Raw genomic sequence first — 23213 nt, forward strand, 5'->3', positions numbered from 1 at the left:
GATGCAAGATAAATTTTATATAAACATTGGCAGACAAATAGGAAGTGGTGGTTTGGAAATTGGCAAAAAGCTGGCTACAAAACTTAACATTTCATTTTATGATAATGAACTGCTCCAAATTGCCGCTCGTGAAAGTGGTTTGGGAAAAGAATTTTTTGAACAGGCTGACGAGAAAGACAGTCATAGTATATTTGGAGGACTGTTTGGAATGCGCTCTTCATTAATGGATCAAATTTACACCGGATATTTTCTAAGTAACGAAAACCTCTTTCAAATTCAGAGCGATGTTATTCGAAAACTGGCAGACGAAAAATCATGTTTGTTTGTTGGCCGTTGTGCCGATTACATACTAAAAGAATATCCCCGATGTTTAAATATATTTATAAGTGCAGAGAAAAATGACCGCATAAAACGGATAGCAAAAATTCAAAATCTGTCAGAGGAAAAAGCATGCATTTTTGTAGAAAAGATTGATAAAAAGAGAGCCAATTATTACAACTACTACAGCAATAAAATATGGGGAGCAACAAATTCTTACCATCTCTGTATTAATTCATCGGTTTTGGGTATTGATGAAACGGTTAACATTATTCACAGTTTTGCCGAAAAAAAGTTTGGGCTGTAATAATTTACAGCGTATAAATCCGATTGATTCAAAACTATTTCATCCCATACCTTTCAACACTATCCTTTGCGCAGCAAAGTTTTTATCTTTACAGAAATTTTTTCATCCTTGACAAAACAAAGGCAAAAACGAATCATTGTTTCAGTAACCAGCGATTTGGTTTCGGATAACCGGGTGCATAAAGTTTGTACATCGCTTTATAACATGGGTTTTTCCGTTTTATTGGTCGGTCGCAAAAAAAGAGACAGTTTGCCCCTGCAATCCCGCAAATACAAAACCCGCCGGTTTAAATTACTTTTTGAAAAGGGACCGTTTTTTTATGCTTGTTTTAATTTGCGATTGTTTTGTTTCCTGCTGTTTTCAAAAAACGATGTTTTGCTTGCCAACGATCTGGATACGCTGCCCGCAAATTTTCTTGCTTCAAAAATCAAAGGAAAATCGCTGGTGTACGATAGCCACGAATATTTTACCGAAGTACCCGAACTGATAAACCGCCCGCAGGTACAAAAAACATGGAAACAACTGGAACAAAAAATGGTTCCCAAAATAAAACATGCCTACACGGTTTGCGATTCCATTGCAAAGGTTTATTCTGAAAAATACGGTACGGCCTTTAAAGTAGTAAGAAATGTTCCTTTTGCGGGTTCTGTTTCGGCGAATCTTCCAAAAAAACACAACGAAAAAACAGTTTTGTACCAGGGTGCTGTGAATGTAGGGCGTGGATTAAAACAGGCAATTTTAGCCATGCAGAAAATTGAAGGTGTAAAACTAATAATTGCAGGTGACGGTGATATAAAACCTGAATTGGAAAAACTGGTAAAAGAAAAAAAGCTGGAAAACAAAATTCAGTTTACCGGTCGTTTGAGTTTAGAAGAACTATCCAAAATTACTCCAGAGGCTGACCTGGGATTATCCATAGAAGAAGACCTCGGGTTAAATTACCGTTTTGCCTTGCCCAACAAACTGTTTGATTATATTCAGGCACTGGTTCCGATTTTGGTAACCAATTTGCCCGAAATGGCTGCTATTGTAAAACAATATGAAATTGGAAAAATTACTCCATCGCTGGAACCTAAGGTGTTGGCAGAAAAAATAAAAGAGGTTTTGTTGGATGAAGATGCCAGAAGAACATGGAAAAAAAACCTAACGATAGCGGCCAAAGATCTCACTTGGGAAAAGGAAGAAAAAGTTTTGCAGGATATTTTTAAAAATTTTCTTTAACCGGAAATCAATTGGCATCCAGCATGCTTTCAAAATCGACCATGGTTTTATTTGCTTCTGAATCATTCAACACTCCTGCAGCACATACTAAAGTACGGGTAGGTTTTTTGGCTATCACGGCATAATCATGAGTAGACATCAAAACTGTTTTTCCGGCTTCGTTAAGTTGAATAAACAAATCGAGTATTTCTTCTGAAGTTTCCGGATCGAGATTTCCTGTTGGTTCATCGGCCAGCAAAATCAAAGGATCATTTAAAATGGCACGGGCAATTACCACGCGTTGTTGCTCTCCGCCGCTCAGCAGGTGGGGCATTTTTTTTAATTTATCAGCCACGCCAACTTTTTCAAGTACTTCCTCAATACGCAATTCAATTTTGGTTTTGTCAGTCCAACCCGTTGCACGTAAAACAAAGGCCAGGTTTTCATAAACGTTCCTGTCTGTAAGCAATCTGAAATCCTGAAAAACAACCCCTAACTTCCGACGCAGCAAATACACTTCTTTGTTTTTCAAATTCTCAAGAGATATTCCTGCAACCATACCCAGCCCTTTTATCAAAGGAATTTCTGCATTTAACGTTTTTATCAAACTGGTTTTACCCGTTCCTACTTTCCCAATTATATAAACAAATTCGCCCTCGTTCACAGAAAGATTTACATCAGAAAGTATTTTGTTTTCTCTCTGATAAATATCCGCGCCAACCAATTCAATAACCTTACTTTTTTCCATAAAACCAAAATGTAACCGAATATAAATGTAAATTTCTGAACTAATAATATAATAAACGAAAGAAATAAACAGTTTCTTGTTAAGAAAATACAATCGTTTAAGAGACAGCAACCCAATGTTTATTTCTATTTTAGAAAAATAAATTTACCCAAAACAGAGTTTAATAAAAAAAAGATAAATCTTGACAATGGTTAAGATTTCATTTTAGGAAAAGAAACAAAAGGAACATGAAAACAATACCAATTCTAATTCTATTACCTTTACTGCTTTTTGCTCACAAACAGCTGTTTGCCCAGCAAACCGAGTATTTTACGGATATTCAAAAAGATATTGAACTAGGAAAAGAACTGTTTGAGCAGGAAAAGTACAACGCCGTTTTCCACCAATTTGAAAAAGTACAAAAGAGAGTAGAAGAGAAATCGGAACTCTATTCTGAAGCAGAATTTTACAAATCGGTAGCTGCACTTCGTGCCGGACATTCTGCCGGAGGGAAAATGGTTGATAACTTTATTGAAGAACACCCTGAGAGTCCGTATATCAACCGGGCCTGGCTCAATCTGGGCGACTACCAGTTTGGAAAACGCCAATATTTGGTCGCCCTGAGAAGTTTCTCAAATGTTGACAGGTCTGATATCACTCAGGAAGAACAAATCAAGCTTCATTATCAAACGGGATATTCTCATTTAATGACCGATAACCTTGAACAGGCTGCATCAGAATTTTACCAGATAAAAGATGCCAATAATTTTTACAGCAAACCGGCCTCCTACTACTGGGCTCATATTATGTACCTGGATGAAAATTACGAAGCAGCATTGCAGGGTTTTTCCAAACTCGACGGAGATCCGACCTATTCGCAAGTCATTCCTCTGTATGTAAGCCACATATATTATAAACAGGAAAAATACGACGAGGTAATTAATTATACCAGTTCGATTATTGATGATGTTGCAGAGGAACACAAAACGGAATTGTCAAAAATTCTGGGGGACTCTTATTTTCATTTAAATCAATATACTGAAGCTATCCCCTATCTGGAAACCTATTACAATTCCCCGGGGCCAAAAACCCGCGAAGACGGCTATATTTTAGGATTTTGCTATTATCATGCGGGCAGTTACGACAAAGCAGCTCCGCTTCTTGAAAAAGCTTCAAAAGGAAATGATGAAATGGCACAGAATGCCTATTATCACCTTGCCGATTCTTATATCCAACTGGATGAAAAAGAAAAGGCGCGTGTTGCTTTTGGAGCCGCTTCGGAGCTGGATTTTAACGACCGGATCAAAGAAGACGCCTTATTTAGTTATGCGAAACTAACCTACGAATTATCCTACTCTCCTTTTAATGAAACCATAAAAGCTTTTGACAAATACATCAGTTTATATCCGAATTCAGAACGAAACGCTGAAGCTTATCGCTATCTGGTTGAAGTTTTTATGGTAACACGGAATTACAGTGATGCAATCAATTCCATTGAAAAAATTCAAAATAAAACACCTGCTGTTTTGCGGGCCTATCAAAGAGTCACATTTTACCGCGGGCTTGAATTGTTTAACAATCTGGCCTACAATCAGGCGATCGATTATTTTGATATTTCTCTTCAAAACGGAAGTTATGACCGTGAATTAAATGCCCGGGCATTATTCTGGAAAGCTGAAGCACTGTATCGCGTGGGTGATTACAACAATTCAATTTCCGCCTACAACCAGTTTTTGCGAACAGCGGGGTCTTATTCACTCCCGGAGTTTCAAAATGCCGAGTACAACCAGGCTTACGCTTATTTTAAACTGGAAGATTACGAAGCGGCAGCGTCGCATTTCAGAAAATACATTAATGCGATGAAGGGGCAGCGAACTGCCAAACTGGCTGACGCATTAAACCGCGTTGGCGATTACTATTATTTGAATACCAATTATTCAACAGCCCTGCAATATTACCAGCAATCATACAATATGAAAATCTATGAGCCCGACTATGCTCTTTTTCAAATTGCTTTCTGCCAGGGGCTCGGCCGAAATCAGCAACAAAAAATTAGTAACCTGGAACGTTTGCTGGCCGATTATCCCGAATCAGAATATCAGGACGACGCCCTATATGAACTCGGACGCGCACACGAGCGGCTCGGGCATGGCTATGAGGCACAACAACAGTACCGGCAAATTATTGCCAACTACTCGCAGGGAAGCTATTACCGAAAAGCACAACTCCAGCTGGGCTTAATCAATTACAACAACGGAGACTATGCCCAGGCGCTTACCCATTATAAGGAAGTAGCTGAAAAATTTCCCGGAACAGAAGAAGCTCAAGCAGCTTTATCAGGAATCAGAAATTGTTATATAGAACTCAATAATGTAGATGAATATTTTTCTTACGCGCAACGTTTGGGAAGCGGTGCAAGTGTAACAACCTCCGAGCAGGATGAACTGAGTTACCAGGCAGCAGAAAGAGCATACATGGCAGGCGATTCCGGCTCTTCAACACAGCTGCAGCGTTATCTGCAGCAATTTCCAAACGGGAAATATACACTCAACGCTCATTTTTATCTTGCGGAATCGTTGTACAAAGAGGAGAAATATTCAGAAGCAAATGAACATTACACAACCGTAGCCATGCAACCCTCCAACATATTCAGTGAACAAGCGCTTTCGCGGGCTTCCGAGCTTACTTATAACGCTCAGAATTACGAACAGGCACTGGAAATGTTTAACCGTCTTGAAAATGTGGCGAACAGCAAATGGAACGTATTAAAAGCATATACCGGACAAATGCGTTGTTATTTCCGAATCAACCGCTTACCTGAAGCAATAACTGCTGCGGCAAAAGTTAAAAAATCTGATATCGCCAATGAGGCTTTAATACGGGAGGCAAACTATATAACAGGAAAAGCATATTACAAGCAGGATAATTTAAGCCAGGCACTGCCAGAACTCCGAAAAGTATCGCTGGATACAAAACTGGAAGAAGGAGCTGAAGCAAAATATCTGGTTGCTGAAATTTATTTTCATCAAAACAATAAGGTCGAAGCTGAAAATCAAATCGACGACTTCATTTCAAAAGGAACTCCCTACTTATTCTGGCTTGGGAAAGCATTCCTTTTGCTATCAGACATCTATCTGGACAACAACCAGGAATTTGATGCAAAACACACATTACGAAGCCTGATTGAAAACTACAACAACGATACAGATGGAATAAAAGATGAAGCTTCCGGGAAACTGGCAACCATAGAAGCCAGCGAAAAACGTGAACAACAGGAAGCCATCGACAATTCGCTACAACTGGAGTTAAACAAAAAAGAAAACGAAAATTAAAAGCAGAAAAAATGAGAAGCGAAAATATAAAATACATCCTTTCAATTTTGTTAATTTTTGCCGTTACAGTCGCCCAAGCTCAGCGTGACACGACATTAACCCAGGAGGTGGAAGTTGTAAAAGCCTACAACCCTACAATTTCGGATGCCAACAAAATTAATGACATGCCCAAAATTGAGGAGGAGGAACATCAGAAACCAACATTTAACTACAGCATTTTCAGCCAACCCATCTTTAACGCATTCTCAGTAAATGAGTTGAAAGCAGCTACAGTTTCGATGCCACCGGAAGAAAATACAGGTCTGGGACTGGTACGTGCCGGTCTGGGAAATTATAACAAACCTTATGGTGAAGTCTTTTTTAACAGTCAAAACACAAAAAATACCATTTTCGGATTACACGGGAAACATTTGTCATCGCACGGAAAATTAAAACTGGAAGGTGGCGACAAAGTAAAAGCTCCATTTTCGGAGAATGAAGCTGAAATGTTTATAAAACACCTGTTCAGAAGTTCCATTTTGTCCGTAAATCTCGATTTTACGCACAACGGTTTTAATTACTATGGTTATCCGGTTGATTCCATCCCGGCTGTTCTTAAAGAGGAAGACCAGGAAATAAACTATTTGGGGCAACGGCAAACCTTTAGCAAAGGAGGAATAAACATCAGCCTTCAAAGCGAAAACAACAACCGGAAAGATTTTACTTTTGATTTCAATTTTCTTTACGACTATTTTGGTACCAAAACCGACCAGCGGGAACATTTTGGCGAATTCAGCGCCGATATAAATAAACCACTAAATACCGGCTCTGCAATACTTAACGCCGGAATTACTTTCGTAAAAGCGGATAACGTCTTTAATCGACACCTTGATACAATGGCAACAAGCCAACAGATGTGGTTTACAGTAAAACCAGCTTACTACTTGGGTGGCGACATGGCAAATATCACGATTGGATTTAACACCTGGATTGTCCAGGACAACAATGCAGATTTGGTAGCTAAAATTACACCCAATGTCCGGTTAAATTTTGCCCCGGTAAAAGAAATCATCAATATTTTTGCCGGTGTTGACGGAAACTATGTAAATAACCACTACTCAAAGATTGCCTATGAAAATCCGTTTATTGATCCGGAACATGATGTTATAAACAGTTTTGAAAGATTACATTTTTACGGTGGTTTTGACGGGAAATTTGCAACCAAAACCAACTTCAAGCTTTCGGTGGACTACTCAATGATAAACGAGCAGCCGCTTTATTATCTGTTTGAATATGTTTATCCGCTTGTTGACAACATAAATAATTCGCCCGATCCATCAATTGTTGACAATGACTTTAAAATTATGTACGACGACATGGATCTGCTAAAATTCAACGCTGAAATATTCCATACAGCTTCAGAGAAACTTGATCTTTTACTCACCGGAAACTACTATGTATACAAAATGAATGAGCAGGAACAAGCCTGGAATCTTCCCGACTGGGATGCGAAACTTTCGCTGGGATACAAAATCACCGATCAATTAAGTGTTTCATCCGATATTTATGCAATTGGTGCCAGAACAGCATTAATTCTGGAATCTCAGGGTTTTTCAGATTTAACAACAGTTGCACTCCCTCCGATTCAAAAATCATACAACCTGAACACCGTGATAGATATGAATTTTAACGCCAGTTACAAAATAACCCAAAACTTTTCACTGTTTGGCCAGCTTAATAATTTTGGTTTTCAGAAGTATGAAAGGTGGTTTGGTTACCCGGTACAAAGTTTTAATTTTCTGGCTGGTTTAAGCTACGCATTTTAAAATATAGAAAACGACCATAAACAAGGAGGGTTATTTTACCTCCTTTTTTAGTTTAAAACCCTCTGGTTTAATTACTCATTTTCAAGTTCATAAATTATTAAAAAAAACGCTTAACAAATGCCTTGAAACCAAGGCTTCTTCGTTAATTTTTGCTATATTTGGCCGATGATTTTACGATGATTGAAAAATCAAAATAAAAAATTGATAATCAACTAGTTTCCTATCAAAAGTAAACTGTACTTTTTGACATGGAAACTATTTTATTTTAATAGAAAAAGAGAAAATATAATTTAAGTAATACAAGAATGAGTGAATTAGAAAAAAACGGCCTTGCAAACGGAGGGAATGGAAATTATTCTGCGGACAGTATTCAGGTACTGGAAGGCCTTGAAGCGGTAAGAAAAAGACCGTCAATGTACATTGGCGATACCAACGAAAAAGGATTACACCACTTGGTTTACGAAGTTGTAGATAATTCAATTGATGAAGCTCTTGCCGGCTATTGCGATAAAATAGAAGTTATCATTCATGAAGACAATTCAATTACTGTAAAAGACAACGGGAGGGGAATTCCCACCGAAAAACATACAAAAGAAAATAAATCTGCACTGGAAGTTGTAATGACAGTATTGCATGCCGGTGGAAAGTTTGATAAAGACTCATACAAAGTTTCAGGAGGGTTGCACGGTGTTGGTGTTTCCTGTGTAAATGCGCTTTCAACACATTTAAAAGCAGAAATTCACCGCGACGGAAAAATCTGGGTTCAGGAATATTCAATTGGCAAACCAAAGTATGAAGCAAAAATAATAGGTGACACCGATATTACCGGAACAATTGTAACTTTCAAACCCGATGAAACAATATTCCAAACAACAACATACAAATACGAAATCCTTGCTGCCAGGTTAAGAGAACTCGCTTTTCTGAATGCAGGAATTAAGCTTGATATTATTGACGAAAGACAGCAGGACGAAAACGGAGATCCAAAGACGGATAATTATTTTTCGGAAGATGGATTGAAGGAATTTGTGCAGTATCTCGATGATACCAGAGTTCAGCTGACTCCTGAGGTAATCCATATCACTACAGAAAAAAATAACATTCCTGTTGAAATTGCATTACAATACAATACCTCCTTTTCGGAAAATATTCATTCTTATGTGAATAATATTAATACCATTGAGGGAGGTACGCATTTAACCGGTTTTCGACGTGGTTTAACAAGAACCCTGAAAAACTATGCCGATCATTCAGGAATGCTTACCAAATTAAAATTTGATATCAGTGGTGACGATTTTAGAGAAGGCCTGACTGCCGTTATTTCAGTAAAAGTTGCTGAGCCTCAATTCGAAGGACAAACAAAAACAAAGTTGGGGAATTCAGAAGTAAGTTTATCTGTAGACCAGGCCGTTAGCGAAGCATTGTCATTTTACCTGGAGGAAAATCCAAAATCTGCAAAAACCATTGTCAGCAAAGTAATTCTCGCTGCTCAGGCCAGACATGCAGCAAGAAAAGCCCGTGAAATGGTGCAGCGCAAGAATGCACTATCAGGCGGTGGCTTACCGGGAAAACTAAGTGACTGCTCCGAAAAGGATCCGGCAAAATGTGAAGTTTTTCTTGTTGAGGGAGATTCCGCGGGGGGTACTGCCAAACAAGGCCGCGACCGCAAAACACAGGCTATTCTTCCTCTTAGGGGTAAAATCCTGAATGTTGAAAAAGCAATGCAACATAAAATATTTGAAAACGAAGAGATTAAAAATATTTTCACAGCATTGGGGGTAAATATAGGAACAGAAGAAGATTCCAAGGCATTAAACATGGAAAAACTCCGTTACCATAAAATTGTGATTATGACCGATGCCGACGTGGATGGTAGTCATATTGCAACATTAATAATGACTTTTTTCTTCCGCTATATGCAGGATTTAATTAAAAAAGGATATTTATACATCGCAGCTCCTCCGCTTTTCCTTGTAAAAAAAGGAAAAAGAGAAGCTTACGCATGGTCAGAAAAACAACGCCTGGAAATAATTAATGACTGGGTTGATGGTAACGAAAGTGCAGTTCATACGCAACGTTACAAAGGTTTGGGTGAAATGAATGCCGAGCAGCTTTGGTCGACTACCATGAACCCGGAATCGCGTATGTTGCAGCAGGTAACCATTGAAAATGCGGCTGAGGCAGATCATATTTTCTCAATGTTAATGGGTGATGATGTTCCGCCCCGCCGTAAGTTTATTGAGGATCATGCTACCTATGCAAATATTGACGCTTAAGGCAATCGTTAACCCAAGTTGAAACACAATGAATATTTGCGTATTTTCTTCATCCAGCAACGCTATTTCCGACATTTATTTCAAGGAAGCTGAAAAATTGGGAAAGCTCATCGGAGAAGGCGGACATACATTAATAAACGGGGGAGCAAATGTAGGTTTGATGGAAGCTACAACAATAGCTGCCAAAAATGCAGGAGCAAAAACAGTGGGGATTATCCCGGAACGTTTAAATGGTTATTCACTTACTTCAGATCACGCCCAACAAGTTATTGTAACAACAGATATGCAGGAGCGAAAGGCAAAAATGCGTGAAATATCTGATGCCTTTGTAGCAATGCCGGGAGGCTTTGGAACTTTAGAAGAAATATTGGAAGTTATAACCTTACGACAGTTGTCGTATCATACAAAACCTATTGTTTTTTTAAATACAAACAATTTTTACAAATATCTGATCAAACAATTTGAGACATCATACTCAGAAATGTTTGCCAGAGAAATCAACAGAAAATCGTTCTATGTTGCAAAAACGGCAGAAGAAGTGATAGATTATTTGATTAACTATATTCCGGTTGAACTGGATAGAAAATGGTTTGTTGTACCTAAAAAGGAAGTTTAATAACTGACAAAATTACATGGTACAGATGTTTTGATTTTATCTTTTTAACAAAAGTTTACCTGTGTTGTTAAATAATGCAAAATGATATGGTTCTTATCACTACGTCTTTAAACAGTGGCAATATATTTGCGTTTTATGGAAATGCAAATAATTAAAGAATAAGTAAGAACTAATAATTGTTTTTAGCTATGAAAAAAATAAGTAGATATTCAGTTACACTATTATTGGTAGTTGCAGGAGCTTTCATTGCCGTTTGGACTTACAGTAAATTCTTCGACAAACAGGAAGTAGTAACTATAAAAGAGGAACAACCGTTAAAATATGCAGCTCTTCCGGGTGAAAGTAGCGCAGTATTGCCAGATCTGACATATGCTGCTGAGAATTCGATACACTCTGTGGTACATATTGCCACACAATCGGTTCGTGGTGGAGGCTGGTCAAGCGGAAATCCGTTTCTGGATGATTTTTTCGGATTACGAAGAAATCAACAACCGCAAATTGCACGAGGATTTGGTTCAGGTGTTATCCTGTCAGAGGATGGTTTTATTGTAACCAATAACCACGTAATTGAAGAAGCACAGAAAATTAAAGTGATTTTAAACGACAAAAGAGAGTTTGATGCCCGTTTGGTCGGGACAGACCCTTCCACCGATATTGCACTTTTAAAAGTAGATGCTGACGACTTACCATACTTAACCTATGGTGAATCCGATGATCTAAGACTGGGGGAATGGGTTTTAGCAGTTGGAAATCCGTTTAATCTTACGTCAACCGTTACAGCAGGTATTGTTAGCGCACGCGCCCGAAATCTTGGAATCAATACCGATCAAATGGCAATAGAATCATTTATTCAAACCGATGCTGCAGTGAACCCGGGCAACAGCGGTGGTGCACTCGTTAATCAGCAAGGCAAACTGGTGGGAATAAATACTGCCATTGCTTCAAGAACGGGTTCATATTCAGGTTACTCATTTGCAGTTCCTGTTTCAATTGTTAAAAAAGTGGTCGCTGACTTGAAAGAATTTGGTGAAGTTCAACGGGCACTGCTTGGGGTTAACATTGGAGATGTAAATGCAGAAATAGCAGAGGAATTAAACCTTGACAATGTTGATGGAGTCTATGTTGCAGGTGTTACAGAAAATGGTGCTGCCAGAGAAGCGGGGATAAAAGAAGAAGATGTAATTGTCAGCGTTCAGGGAGACAGAGTAAGATCATCTGCTGAGTTACAGGAAAAAATAAGCCAGTTCCGTCCGGGCGATGATGTAAAAATTGTTGTACTTCGGGACGGAGAAAGGAAACAATTTACAGTAACACTACGTAATAAACACGGTGACACACAAATTGTAAGAGACAGATCATCATATTTGGGAGCTGACTTTGAAGAAGTTAGCAATAACGAGAAAAATAATTTGGATATCGAATACGGTATCAAAATCAAAAATCTCAACAAAGGAAAATTACGAGATGCCGGCCTTAAAGAAGGATTTATTATCACAAACGTGAACAAAAAGCCCATTTATGAGGTCAATGATTTAAAAAGAGAGATTGGAAATGCGAGAGGAGGAATTTTAGTTGAAGGTATTTATCCGAACGGAGAATTAGCATATTTCGTTTTTGGAACGGATTAAAAAAAACTTTCGGAACTATCTTTAACTATTTATTATCAAATTTTTCTTTGATAAGTTTTCTCCTTGATCATTAAATTATAATGTTCTATATTTGCACGTTTTTTAAGGAGAGTTTATGAGACAGCTAAAGATCACAAAGTCAATTACTAATCGGGAGAGTGCCTCTTTAGACAAGTATCTTCAGGAGATAGGAAAAGAAGAGCTTATTACTGTAGAAGAAGAAGTCGAATTAGCACAAAGGATTAAAAAAGGAGATCAGGCTGCTTTAGAAAAATTGACCAGAGCCAATTTACGATTCGTAGTATCGGTTGCCAAGCAATACCAAAACCAAGGTTTAAGCTTGCCCGACTTAATTAATGAAGGTAATCTGGGATTAATCAAAGCAGCAGAAAAATTCGATGAAACCCGCGGTTTTAAGTTTATTTCCTATGCAGTATGGTGGATACGTCAGTCCATTCTTCAAGCGCTTGCTGAACAGTCGAGAATTGTTCGTTTACCATTGAACCAGGTAGGTTCGTTAAATAAGATTAACAAAGCATTCTCAAAATTTGAGCAAGAACACGAACGCAAGCCTTCACCTGAAGAATTAGCTGATTCACTTGAACTCCCTGCCGATAAAGTAGCAGATACACTAAGAGTTTCCGGAAGACATGTTTCTGTGGATGCTCCTTTTGTAGACGGAGAAGACAACAGCCTGCTTGACGTGCTGGTGAACAACGACTCACCAAACGCCGATAAAAGCCTGATTATGGAATCGCTTGCAAGAGAGATCCACCGTGCTTTAGCTACATTAACCGAAAGGGAAAGTGACATTATCCGATTATTCTTTGGCATCGGTTGCCAGGAAATGACTTTGGAAGAAATTGGGGAACGATTTGGCCTCACTCGTGAAAGAGTTCGTCAAATCAAAGAAAAAGCGATCAGGCGATTACGCCATACATCGCGAAGCAAATTATTGAAATCATATCTTGGTTAAGATATTTAAAGGTTGCTGTTGAGCAACCTTTTTTTTGCTCTTTTTTATCTCCTATTTCAACTCCATCAAAACAACGTTTTCCACATGATGTGTATGCGGAAACATGTCAACCGGCTGTACCTTTTGAATTTTATAATAGTCTGAAATCATCGCCAGATCGCGCGCCTGAGTTGCCGGGTTACAACTAACATAAACAATTCGTTCCGGTCTGATATTTAAAATGGTATGTACCACGTCGGCATGCATGCCGGCTCTTGGCGGATCCGTAATAATCACATCGGGCTTCCCCTGCTCTGACACAAAACCATCATTCAATACCATTTTCATGTCGCCTGCAAAAAACGAAGTATTTTTAATACCATTAATTTCTGAATTTACTTTTGCATCTTCGATAGCTTCCGGAACATATTCTATTCCAACTACTCTTTTTGCATTTGCAGCCAAAAAATTTGCAATTGTACCGGTCCCGGTATATAAATCATAAACGGTTTCAGCTCCTTTAAGCTTTGCAAAATCACGCGTAACTTTGTACAATTCATACGCCTGTTTTGAATTGGTCTGATAGAAACTCTTCGGTCCAATTTTAAACTTAAGTCCTTCCATCTCCTCCCAAATGTAATCGCGACCGTTAAAAATTTCTATCTCCTGGTCTGTTATCGTATCATTCCCTTTTTGATTAATTACATACATAAGCGAAGTTATTTCAGGAAACTGATTTCTCACAGCCTCAAGCAACTTCTCTCTCTTATCCACATCTTCATAAAAAAAAGATACAATCAGCATTAGTTCTCCGGTACTAGTAGTACGAATAATCATCGTTCTCAAAAATCCTTTCTGTTCTTTTATATCAAAAAAATCTAAAGAATTGGAAACCGCGTAATCGTATATAAAGTTTCTTATTTTATTTGACGGTTCAGGCTGTAACCAGCACTTTTTAATATTTATTACCTTGTCAAATAAACCCGGAACATGAAATCCAAGTGCATCTAAATTTTCAACTTCTGCTTTAGAATTAATTTCATCGTTCGAAAGCCATCTTTTATTGGAAAAAGTAAATTCCAGCTTGTTTCTATAAAAAGTATCAGTTGCAGATCCCCGAATTGGAGAAACACCGGGCAAATCAAGCTTTCCTATTCGTTTAAGCTGATCCCCTACCTGGCTTTCCTTGTAAAACAGTTGTTTCTTATAGGGTAAAAATTGCCATTTACATCCTCCACAAGTACCAAAGTGATCGCAAAAAGCATCCACTCTGTCTTTTGAATAATCATGAACCTTTGTTACAAAAGCCTCTTCATATCTTTTTCGCTTTTTGGTAACTTGTAAATCAACAATATCTCCGGGAACAACCAAGCGTGTAAAAACGACTTTATCTCCAACTCTCGCGAGAGCCTTACCTTCAGCTCCGATATCTTCTATTTTGACCTTTTCATAGAAAGGTTTTTTCCTTTTTCTTCCCACTTTCTTTTTTGGCAAATATAAGCTCTTTACCTCAATATCTTCTGAAATTATCCCCAATTTGATTCCCATATGAAAAATGACTTTCCCAAAATGAGAAAACCGCCCGACTTACTGTCATTTACACGTTTTTTAATTATGATTGATTTGTTCGTATGAAAGTTTTTTACTTATCTTTGAATTGATTTAATGGTTGGTTTTATTTTCAATAAATAAAACTTTATAGGGGAAAGCGACTTCTGTATTTATGATTGGTTTTGTGTTTAGGGGTTTGTAAATCATCAATCATCTTCAAAAAGCGTCCATAGTGCTTTCCCCTTCCTTCTTTTACCCGTAAGGGTATTTTTTTTGCCTTTTACATTCATCTCTCACAATTCATCTTTAATCATTATCTTTGGCAACTTTTCAATATTCTTTATGATTTCACTTGATAAAATATTTTTAAATTTTGGCGGTTTTGATCTGTTTAGAGAAATAAGTTTTCTAATCAATCCCAAAGACAGAATCGGACTGGTAGGTAAAAATGGTGCGGGTAAAACAACTTTACTCAAACTAATCACGGGAATTGAAAAACCTTCATCGGGAACAGTTGCTCTTCCCAAGGATACTACTCTCGGCTATTTACCTCAACAGATGCATATTACAGACACCCGAACATTAAAAGAAGAGACGACGCTCGCTTTTGACAGAATAATCAGCCTTGAAAAAGAAATAGCAAAAATAAACCAGGAGATTGCTGAGAGCGAAGACTACCATTCGCCGGAGTATTTAAGAAATTTAGATAAACTAACGGAACTCAACGAAAGATATTCAATACTTGGTGGAGAAAACTATGAAGCTGAATTGGAACAAACACTTCTGGGGCTCGGATTTGAAAGAAATGACTTTGACCGCCCAACTTCTGAATTTAGTGGTGGCTGGCGAATGCGCGTAGAGCTGGCAAAACTTCTGTTAAAAAAACCCGATGTATTTCTTCTGGATGAGCCAACCAACCACCTGGATATCGAATCGATTCAGTGGCTTGAAGATTTTTTAAAAAATTACAAAGGTGCAGTTGTTTTAGTCTCACATGATAAAGCATTTCTTGATGCTGTCTGTAATCGCACAATTGAAATAACACTGGGGAAAATAAATGATCAGAAAATGAACTATTCCTCTTTTGTAAAATGGAAAAGTGAGCAGAAAGAAATTCAACTGGCGGCATACAGAAACCAACAGAAGCTAATCGACGACACAGAAAAATTTATTGAGCGCTTTAGATACAAAGCAACTAAATCCGTTCAGGTTCAGTCCAGAATAAAACAACTTGAAAAACTCGACAGGATTGAAATTGAAGAGGAGGACAAATCAAAAATAAATATAAAATTTCCCCCAGCACCGCACTCAGGGAGAGATATTGTAAAAGCAAAAAACATCAGAAAAAGATATGACAACCATTTGGTTCTCGACGATGTGGATGTATACATCGAAAAAGGCGAAAAAGTAGCTTTTGTTGGACGAAACGGGGAAGGCAAAACCACGCTTGCCCGAATTATCATGAATGAATTGGAATACCAGGGAGACTTAAAATTGGGACACAATGTAAAAATAGGATATTTTGCACAGAACCAGGCCCAACTGTTAAATAATGAATTAACGGTTTTTGAAACCATTGATGAAATTGCCGTTGGAGATGTAAGAACAAAAATCAGAGATATCCTGGGTGCTTTTCTCTTTCCCGGCGAAGACGTTGATAAAAAAGTGAAAGTATTAAGCGGAGGTGAAAAATCGCGTTTGGCTATGATACGACTGATGTTGGAGCCTGTTAATTTTTTAATCCTTGATGAGCCGACCAATCATTTGGATATGAAATCAAAGGAAATCTTAAAAAACGCCCTTGCCGATTTTTCGGGAACAGTTTTGGTTGTTTCCCACGATCGCGATTTTCTGGATGGACTGGTCAATTGTGTATATGAATTCAGAAATAAAAAAATCAAACAACATCTTGGAGGCATCTATGATTTTCTTCAAAAAAAGAAAATAGAATCATTAAAAGAACTGGAACTAAAAAACAACTCCAATTCTAAAAGCACCGTACAGACAAATTCATCTGCTGATGAAATTAGTTTTGAAGACAAAAAAGAAATAAATAAAACCATCTCCAAGTTTGAAAAACAGGTGGAAAATACCGAAAATAAAATCACAGAGTTGGAAGAAGAAATTGCTAAATTAGATGCGCTTTTGTCACAACCGGAAAATCTGGATGATCATTCGGTTTTTGAAAAATATAATGATTTGAAAAGCGAGCTTGAAACTACAATGCAGAATTGGGAACAACAGCAAAAAGAACTGGAAAGCTGGCAGGCAAAAAAAATATGGTAATGAATAAAGATGAATTTGTTTTTGGAACCCGGGCGGTAATTGAAGCAATAAAAACCAATCGACACATTGACAAAATATTTTTAAAAAAAGGGCTAAATAACGAGCTTTCGCAGGAGCTTTTTCAGCTGATAAGAGAAGAGCAGATTCAATTTCAGTTTGTGCCTCTGGAAAAAATAAACCGGATTACCCGAAAAAACCATCAGGGTGTTTTGGCACTTTTATCCCCAATTGAATACCATAATATCGAAACATTGTTACCCGGCATTTACGAATCGGGGAAGGATCCTCTAATTTTAATTCTCGACCAGGTGACCGACGTCAGAAACTTTGGGGCGATTGTGCGATCGGCCGAATGCGCAGGAGTAAACGCAATTGTGATTCCGGAAAAGGGAACAGCAAGAATTGGAGGCGATGCAGTAAAAACGTCAGCCGGAGCTATCCACCATGTACCAATTTGTAAAGTACAGGGATTGGCAAAAACAATCAAATTCCTCAAGGACTCAGGAATAAAAATTATTGCCGCAACCGAAAAGGCAAATACCATTTATTCTGATTCAAAACTACATATGCCTCTGGCCATCGTTATGGGCTCAGAAGATACAGGAATTTCAAATTCAATTCTGCAACTTACCGACGAACAGTTAACGATACCAATCTTAGGCAAAATTGAATCACTCAACGTTTCTGTTGCAGCAGCAATTATAATGTACGAAGCTGTACGCCAACGCTCTCAACTATGAACAGGAATAGTCCTTTTGAATGATTCTTCCAAAGAAATAAAAGTTTCGGTGCTGGCCACACCTGGTATTTTTTGAATTTCTCCGCTCAAAATCGTCTTTAAATGTTCATTGTCTTTAGCATACACCTTAATAAAAATAGCATATGCGCCAGTGGTATAATGACATTCAACAATCTCGGGAATCAATTTTAACCGGTTTACTACTTCCGAAAAAAGTCCGCCCTTTTCCAAAAAAATTCCAATGTAAGTACAGGTTCTAAAATCAACCTTTTTGGGATTTATATGATACCCCGAACCTGTGATAACCTCTAGTTCAATCATTCTGTTTACGCGCTGATGAACAGCAGCTCTTGATATCCCTACTTCTTTGGCTACATCTTTAAATGGTATTCTCGCATTCTTGGTGATTATATCCAATATTTTCAAATCAACCTCGTCCAAATTATTCCTCAGTGTCATGTTTTTACAATTTTCCAACAAAAATACCAAAAAAGAAACAAAAATTCCATAAATAGGTCTACATGACAGCAAAATCTAACAATATGAAAATAATACCCTCTGAATGTTAAACCACTACTAACTTGTTATCAAATTGTTAACAAATACCTCGTTATTGTTTCAATTTTCTTTAAAATTATTGGTTTTATTTGTGGATTGATATTTTTACGAAAGTTTGAATATCAGACAGACAGCAATTTAAATTTATATTATAATGAAAAACAAAGTTAGTTGGTGGCTAATTCTTAGCCTCCTTGTTATTGCTGCGCTCTTGGGCGTAGTAATTCCTACCGGTGTGGGAGAACAAGACTATTCAAATCTGGTTGCGGGTGATACTGCCTGGATGTTAACCGCAACAGGTCTTGTGTTATTAATGACTCCGGGTCTCGCTTTCTTTTATGGCGGTATGGTGCAGCCCAGAAATATTATTTCTACCATGCTTCAAAGTTTTATAGCCATGGGTATCGTTAGTGTTTTATGGGTAATTGTGGGTTTTAGTATCGCTTTTGGTGACAGTATTGGCCCAGAAGGTTTTGGTCTCTTCGGTAATCCTGCGACTTTCTTTATGTTTAGAGGAGTGGGCGGAGGAACCGACCCGAATCTGGCTCCCACATTCCCGCTTGCAGTTTTTGCCATGTTTCAATTAAAATTTGCAATAATAACCCCGGCCTTAATTACTGGTTCTTTTGCAGGAAGGGTAAGATTCAGGGCTTATATGTTATTTATGTGTTTGTTTGTAATATTTATTTATGCGCCACTGGCACACTGGACCTGGCACCCAAATGGATTTCTCAGAAACTGGGGAGTACTTGATTTTGCAGGAGGTACTGTTGTACACATGTCAGCAGGTTTTGCAGCATTGGCCGGAGCCATGTTCTTGGGAAGGAGAAAAGATGCTCACAAAGAATTTAAGCCAGCCAATATCCCCTATATTTTGTTGGGGGCTGGTATGCTTTGGTTTGGTTGGTTTGGATTTAATGCCGGTTCTGCTCTTGCAGCTGACTCAGTTGCGGCAACAGCCCTGGTAAACACCAATACCGCATCGGCTGCTGCCATGCTAACCTGGATATTTTTTGATGCTGCAAAAGGAAAAAAACCATCGGCCGTTGGTGCAGCGATTGGCTTGGTAGTGGGGCTTGTAGCCATCACTCCGGCTGCTGGCTTTGTAAATGTTGGCTCAAGTATTTTTATTGGCGTTATTGCAGCGATAATTAGTAATTATGCTATCGCTCTCAGAACAAAATCAATGCTGGACGATACACTTGATGTATTCCCGGCACACGGAATGGGCGGTATCGTCGGGATGTTGGCTACTGCAATTTTTGCCAACGAAGTAGGATTAATACACGGGCACATTACAACATTCTTGTATCACTTGCTTGCCCTTGTTATAGTTGGTGTTTTTACTTTTGGAGGATCTATTTTAATGTATAAAATAACAGATTTAATCGTTCCGCTGAGAATTTCACCTCACGGCGAAAAAATTGGCCTTGATATCAGCCAGCATGATGAGTCTTATGATTTTGTTTATAAAGAAGAATAAGAATATAAACGAGAAAATAAGAAAGCCGGGCATTCCCCGGCTTTCTTATTTTATAGGAACTTGTCTTTTAAAATCCATTTCCAGCGAAATAAATGTTTCTGTTCGCGCTATCCCTTCAACATCTTGTAATTCCTGATCGATTAACTGCTTAAGATGTTTATTTGTTTTTGTTTGAATTTTTACAAATATAGCATATTGCCCCGTTACATAATGGCATTCAACTACTTCCGGAATATTACGTAATGCCTCAACTACCTGTGTATGAAACTTAGCCTTATCAAGATAAATTCCCATATAGGCGCAGGTATTGTATCCCAATTTCTGCGGGTTAACAACAAACTCACTTCCGGAAACAACCCCAATATTTAATAACCTTTGCACTCTTTGGTGAATAGCAGCACCAGAAACCCCACATTCTCTTGCCACCTCCAAAAAAGGAATTCTTGCATTTTTAGTTATTAACTTTAAAATCTTTTCATCCAATTCGTCAATATCCGCCGCCTGCTCAAGGTATTCTTTTGTATTCATTTCAACTTTCAGTAATTATCCGATTACAAATTATTAAACAAATGTAGAAATTTTTGGCAATTTATAAATTACAATGCTTTAAAACATGATAATTGTTACAAATTGTAATTTCCTGTACCAAATATAGTTAAAAGTTGTGCAATCTGATTTATATCCTGGAAATCGCTCTTGAAATATCTGCTCCGGTTGGTTCCTGAAAGACTTTGAGTTCAAACTCCGGCACAACAGCCAGAATATGATCAAAAATATCAGCCTGAATTGCTTCATAGTTTGCCCACACAATATCTTTGCTAAAAACATAAATCTCAATAGGCAATCCTTTACTGGTTGGGTGCAGCTGCCTAACCAGAAATGTGAGATCCTGACGAATCATTGGATGATTATGAAGATACACTTCCAAGTATTTCCTAAAAATACCGACATTGGTTTGACGGCGCCGGCTAATTACATCTTCTTCTGAAATATGCTTGCTTGTATTGTAATCTGTTATTTCCCTTTCTTTTTGCTTGACATAGTCTCGAATTATTTCAAATTTTTCAAACCGGTTTAACATATCTGTATCACAAAACCTGATGCTTGCCATGTCTATATTTACTGAACGCTTTATCCTTCGTCCACCTGACTCTTCCATCCCTTTCCAGTTGTTAAACGACTCGGCGACCAAAGAATAAGTTGGAATCGTTGAAATGGTTTTATCCCAGTTTTGCACCTTTACCGTATTCAGCGTGATATCAATCACCGTTCCATCTGCCCCCCTGCTTTTCATTTCAATCCAGTCTCCTATTTTCACCATGTCGTTTGCAGAAAGCTGAATGGAAGCCACAAATCCCAGAATGGTATCTTTAAACACCAGCAACAAAACAGCCGCCATGGCTCCAAGCCCGGCAAGTAAACCTGTTACATCTTTCTCCAGCAATACGGCAATGATTAAGATCCCTGACATAAAAAACACAAAAATCTTAACCAGTTGAATGTATCCTTTTATTGGGCGATGATGAGAATAATCGGTTGTATTGTAAATCTCCAAAACCGCATTTAAAAACGAATTGGACACAAAAACAATTATAAGTGTAAAATAAACCTGCGTTAATTTTAATAATATTCCGGCTAGCGACAAATAATAATCCTGAGAAAGAATGTCAACCACCGACGAATCCAGTTCGCTTAACTCCTGATGAAGCACCGGATGGGCAAAATTGGAGGTAAAATAAAAAATAAAAGCAGGTGCTAAATGAGCCAAACCTTTGAAAACCTTATTCTTTACAAGAATATCATCCCATGTTGTTTTTGTTCTTTTTGCTATTCTTGATACAATCTGCAATAAGATCTTTCGAGTAATAAGATGCGCCAGACCAGCAGCAAAAAAAATAATAATTAAACAGATTATTGCAGAAATGGGTTTGGCAAAAAAACTTAGGCCTTCCAGGTCTCTCAAATGATCCAACAAAAATTTATAGACAGTTCTCATGTTCTGGTCTGTTGATATTTCTTATTTTCACCCAAAAATAGTAAATGCATCCGACATGAAATTGAAGATTCTCCTTTTTATATTGTTTGTTCCTTTTTTTACCAATGCACAGGTAGATTATCAAAAGTATTTTATAAATAAGTCATTTCGTTTTGACTTTTTACTGGGAGGGAACAACAAAGAAGTAACTGTTTTCCCCCAACAAATGAAACAGGAATCTTTTTGGGCAGGTTCAAAAACAAACTTAATTGATCCGTTTAACTATGGCTCCTATCGTTTTCGAATTTTTGATATCAAATCAGACAGCCTTATTTTCTCCAAAGGATTTAGTACACTTTTTCAGGAATGGCAAACAACAGCTGAGGCCAAAACTACAACAAAAACATTCTACCAGGCTGCTATATTTCCTTTTCCAAAGAAAAATTTCAGAATTGATATTGACGCAAGACAGTGGGATGGAACTTTTAAAACACTTTATTCGTCAGAAATCGCTCCCGACAACTATTTTATTCAAAAAGAAACGCCAACGTCTTTCGAAATTTTTGATATTTTAAAAAACGGAAAATCATCGCAAAAAGTTGATTTGGTAATTCTAGCTGAAGGTTATGTAGAAAGCGAAATGAATAAATTTATCGAAGATGCGAAGCGGGTAAGCACCTATCTTTTGGATGAAGAGCCATTCAAATCAGAGAAAGAAAGCTTTAACATAAAAGCTGTTTTTACACCTTCGGCTGAATCAGGAACAGACATTCCCGGAGAAGGTGTTTATCATAACACATTCTTTAATTCCACCTTCTACACATTTGATCTGCCAAGATACCTGACCACCAGCGATATGAAAACCATTTATGATGCCGCCGCCCAGGTTCCTTACGATCAAATATACATATTGGTGAATACTGAAAGATATGGCGGAGGCGGATTTTACAACTTTATTACCGTTTGCACAGCAGACAATACACTAACAAAAGAAGTTTTTGTGCATGAATTTGGTCATGGCTTTGCTGGTCTGGGCGATGAATACTACACATCAACAGTCGCATATGAAGATTTCTACAACCTTGAAACTGAACCCTGGGAACCAAACCTTACTACGCTTGTTGATTTCGATTCGAAATGGAAAAAATTAATAGATAAATCAACACCGATACCAACACCCAGAGAGTCAAAATACAGGAATACTGTAGGAGTTTATGAAGGTGGTGGATATTTGAGTAAAGGAATTTACAGCCCGCACATTGATTGCAGGATGAAAAGTAATGAAGCCGGAAAGTTCTGCCCCGTTTGTTCTGAAGCGATAAAAAAAGTGATTAAATATTACACCGAATAAAAAAAGAGGCCGTCCCAAAAGGATTTTGTATTCGGGTAGGTATCTGAGAAATTTTTCAAATACTCAACTCTTCAAATACATAATCAGACTTTTGGGACAGCCTCTT

17 protein-coding genes are annotated in these 23213 nt (G+C 37.9%); 12 read left to right on the plus strand and 5 right to left on the minus strand.

Annotation, left to right across the window (positions count from 1 at the left end; all coding sequences use genetic code 11):
- Window position 1 precedes the first annotated feature (1 nt).
- Window positions 2–625 (plus strand): cytidylate kinase-like family protein, encoded by a 624-nt coding sequence (locus K5G00_RS07035; RefSeq protein ID WP_238765428.1) that lies wholly within the window; start codon window positions 2–4, stop codon window positions 623–625.
- A 108-nt stretch (window positions 626–733) separates the two neighbouring features.
- Complete coding sequence (locus K5G00_RS07040) at window positions 734–1846, plus strand: glycosyltransferase (protein ID WP_238765429.1); 1113 nt, start codon at window positions 734–736, stop codon at window positions 1844–1846.
- A 7-nt stretch (window positions 1847–1853) separates the two neighbouring features.
- Here the strand turns inward: K5G00_RS07040 and K5G00_RS07045 are convergent, their stop codons facing one another.
- Complete coding sequence (locus K5G00_RS07045; RefSeq protein ID WP_238765430.1) at window positions 1854–2573, minus strand: cell division ATP-binding protein FtsE; 720 nt, start codon at window positions 2571–2573, stop codon at window positions 1854–1856.
- Between the two features lie 227 nt (window positions 2574–2800).
- Here K5G00_RS07045 and K5G00_RS07050 point away from each other — a divergent pair, with 227 nt between their 5' ends.
- The 6 genes from K5G00_RS07050 (at window position 2801) to K5G00_RS07075 (ending at window position 13185) form a co-directional block, all read left to right on the plus strand.
- Complete coding sequence (locus tag K5G00_RS07050) at window positions 2801–5884, plus strand: tetratricopeptide repeat protein (protein WP_238765431.1); 3084 nt, start codon at window positions 2801–2803, stop codon at window positions 5882–5884.
- Window positions 5885–5895: 11 nt separating this feature from the next.
- A complete protein-coding gene (locus K5G00_RS07055) occupies window positions 5896–7689 on the plus strand; it encodes a TonB-dependent receptor (RefSeq protein WP_238765432.1) in 1794 nt (597 codons plus the stop codon).
- Between the two features lie 305 nt (window positions 7690–7994).
- A complete protein-coding gene (gyrB, locus tag K5G00_RS07060) occupies window positions 7995–9965 on the plus strand; it encodes a DNA topoisomerase (ATP-hydrolyzing) subunit B (protein WP_238765433.1) in 1971 nt (656 codons plus the stop codon).
- Between the two features lie 28 nt (window positions 9966–9993).
- Window positions 9994–10581 carry an LOG family protein gene (locus K5G00_RS07065; protein WP_238765434.1) on the plus strand — a complete coding sequence of 196 codons (588 nt, stop codon included), beginning with the start codon at window positions 9994–9996 and terminating at the stop codon, window positions 10579–10581.
- Window positions 10582–10769: 188 nt separating this feature from the next.
- The gene (locus K5G00_RS07070) at window positions 10770–12209 is read left to right on the plus strand and encodes a Do family serine endopeptidase (protein WP_238765435.1); all 1440 of its coding nucleotides are present in this window, start codon (window positions 10770–10772) and stop codon (window positions 12207–12209) included.
- Window positions 12210–12324: 115 nt separating this feature from the next.
- Window positions 12325–13185 carry a sigma-70 family RNA polymerase sigma factor gene (locus K5G00_RS07075; RefSeq protein WP_158863693.1) on the plus strand — a complete coding sequence of 287 codons (861 nt, stop codon included), beginning with the start codon at window positions 12325–12327 and terminating at the stop codon, window positions 13183–13185.
- Between the two features lie 51 nt (window positions 13186–13236).
- Here K5G00_RS07075 and rlmD read toward each other — a convergent pair whose 3' ends face one another.
- Window positions 13237–14712, minus strand: a complete 1476-nt coding sequence (rlmD, locus tag K5G00_RS07080) for a 23S rRNA (uracil(1939)-C(5))-methyltransferase RlmD (RefSeq protein ID WP_238765436.1) — start codon at window positions 14710–14712, stop codon at window positions 13237–13239.
- Between the two features lie 345 nt (window positions 14713–15057).
- On the opposite strand from rlmD, the gene abc-f reads away from it, so the two are divergent.
- Both abc-f and rlmB read left to right on the plus strand, forming a co-directional pair.
- Window positions 15058–17001: a ribosomal protection-like ABC-F family protein gene (abc-f, locus tag K5G00_RS07085; protein WP_238765437.1), complete on the plus strand. Its 1944-nt coding sequence runs from the start codon at window positions 15058–15060 to the stop codon at window positions 16999–17001.
- Entirely contained in the window at window positions 17001–17741 is a 741-nt protein-coding gene (gene rlmB / locus K5G00_RS07090; protein WP_238765438.1) for a 23S rRNA (guanosine(2251)-2'-O)-methyltransferase RlmB, read from the plus strand. Before abc-f ends, rlmB begins: the two co-directional genes overlap by 1 nt.
- On the opposite strand, the gene K5G00_RS07095 is transcribed toward rlmB, so the two are convergent.
- The gene (locus K5G00_RS07095) at window positions 17732–18199 is read right to left on the minus strand and encodes an Lrp/AsnC family transcriptional regulator (protein ID WP_238765439.1); all 468 of its coding nucleotides are present in this window, start codon (window positions 18197–18199) and stop codon (window positions 17732–17734) included. The two genes, rlmB and K5G00_RS07095, sit on opposite strands and share 10 nt — an antisense overlap.
- A 253-nt stretch (window positions 18200–18452) precedes the next feature.
- Here K5G00_RS07095 and K5G00_RS07100 point away from each other — a divergent pair, with 253 nt between their 5' ends.
- The gene (locus tag K5G00_RS07100) at window positions 18453–19781 is read left to right on the plus strand and encodes an ammonium transporter (RefSeq protein ID WP_238765440.1); all 1329 of its coding nucleotides are present in this window, start codon (window positions 18453–18455) and stop codon (window positions 19779–19781) included.
- A 45-nt stretch (window positions 19782–19826) separates the two neighbouring features.
- Here K5G00_RS07100 and K5G00_RS07105 read toward each other — a convergent pair whose 3' ends face one another.
- Complete coding sequence (locus K5G00_RS07105) at window positions 19827–20309, minus strand: Lrp/AsnC family transcriptional regulator (protein WP_158863705.1); 483 nt, start codon at window positions 20307–20309, stop codon at window positions 19827–19829.
- A 148-nt stretch (window positions 20310–20457) separates the two neighbouring features.
- Window positions 20458–21777: a mechanosensitive ion channel family protein gene (locus tag K5G00_RS07110; RefSeq protein WP_238765441.1), complete on the minus strand. Its 1320-nt coding sequence runs from the start codon at window positions 21775–21777 to the stop codon at window positions 20458–20460.
- A 55-nt stretch (window positions 21778–21832) separates the two neighbouring features.
- Between K5G00_RS07110 and K5G00_RS07115 the strand changes: the two genes are divergently transcribed.
- Window positions 21833–23107 (plus strand): M64 family metallopeptidase, encoded by a 1275-nt coding sequence (locus K5G00_RS07115; protein ID WP_238765442.1) that lies wholly within the window; start codon window positions 21833–21835, stop codon window positions 23105–23107.
- Window positions 23108–23213 lie beyond the last annotated feature (106 nt).

This window comes from Maribellus maritimus, assembly GCF_022267315.1.
GTDB classification, from domain to species: Bacteria; Bacteroidota; Bacteroidia; order Bacteroidales; family Prolixibacteraceae; genus Draconibacterium; species Draconibacterium maritimum.

Bases quoted from the DNA above. Each gene is read 5' to 3' on its own strand.
- gyrB (WP_238765433.1), top strand. From the start codon at position 7,995: ATGAGTGAATTAGAAAAAAACGGCCTTGCAAACGGAGGGAATGGAAAT.
- K5G00_RS07115 (WP_238765442.1), top strand. From the start codon at position 21,833: ATGAAATTGAAGATTCTCCTTTTTATATTGTTTGTTCCTTTTTTTACC.
- abc-f (WP_238765437.1), top strand. From the start codon at position 15,058: ATGATTTCACTTGATAAAATATTTTTAAATTTTGGCGGTTTTGATCTG.
- K5G00_RS07075 (WP_158863693.1), top strand. From the start codon at position 12,325: ATGAGACAGCTAAAGATCACAAAGTCAATTACTAATCGGGAGAGTGCC.
- K5G00_RS07035 (WP_238765428.1), top strand. From the start codon at position 2: ATGCAAGATAAATTTTATATAAACATTGGCAGACAAATAGGAAGTGGT.
- K5G00_RS07110 (WP_238765441.1), bottom strand. From the start codon at position 21,777: ATGAGAACTGTCTATAAATTTTTGTTGGATCATTTGAGAGACCTGGAA.
- K5G00_RS07065 (WP_238765434.1), top strand. From the start codon at position 9,994: ATGAATATTTGCGTATTTTCTTCATCCAGCAACGCTATTTCCGACATT.
- K5G00_RS07045 (WP_238765430.1), bottom strand. From the start codon at position 2,573: ATGGAAAAAAGTAAGGTTATTGAATTGGTTGGCGCGGATATTTATCAG.
- K5G00_RS07070 (WP_238765435.1), top strand. From the start codon at position 10,770: ATGAAAAAAATAAGTAGATATTCAGTTACACTATTATTGGTAGTTGCA.
- K5G00_RS07050 (WP_238765431.1), top strand. From the start codon at position 2,801: ATGAAAACAATACCAATTCTAATTCTATTACCTTTACTGCTTTTTGCT.
- K5G00_RS07105 (WP_158863705.1), bottom strand. From the start codon at position 20,309: ATGAATACAAAAGAATACCTTGAGCAGGCGGCGGATATTGACGAATTG.
- K5G00_RS07095 (WP_238765439.1), bottom strand. From the start codon at position 18,199: ATGACACTGAGGAATAATTTGGACGAGGTTGATTTGAAAATATTGGAT.
- K5G00_RS07100 (WP_238765440.1), top strand. From the start codon at position 18,453: ATGAAAAACAAAGTTAGTTGGTGGCTAATTCTTAGCCTCCTTGTTATT.
- rlmB (WP_238765438.1), top strand. From the start codon at position 17,001: ATGAATAAAGATGAATTTGTTTTTGGAACCCGGGCGGTAATTGAAGCA.
- rlmD (WP_238765436.1), bottom strand. From the start codon at position 14,712: ATGGGAATCAAATTGGGGATAATTTCAGAAGATATTGAGGTAAAGAGC.
- K5G00_RS07055 (WP_238765432.1), top strand. From the start codon at position 5,896: ATGAGAAGCGAAAATATAAAATACATCCTTTCAATTTTGTTAATTTTT.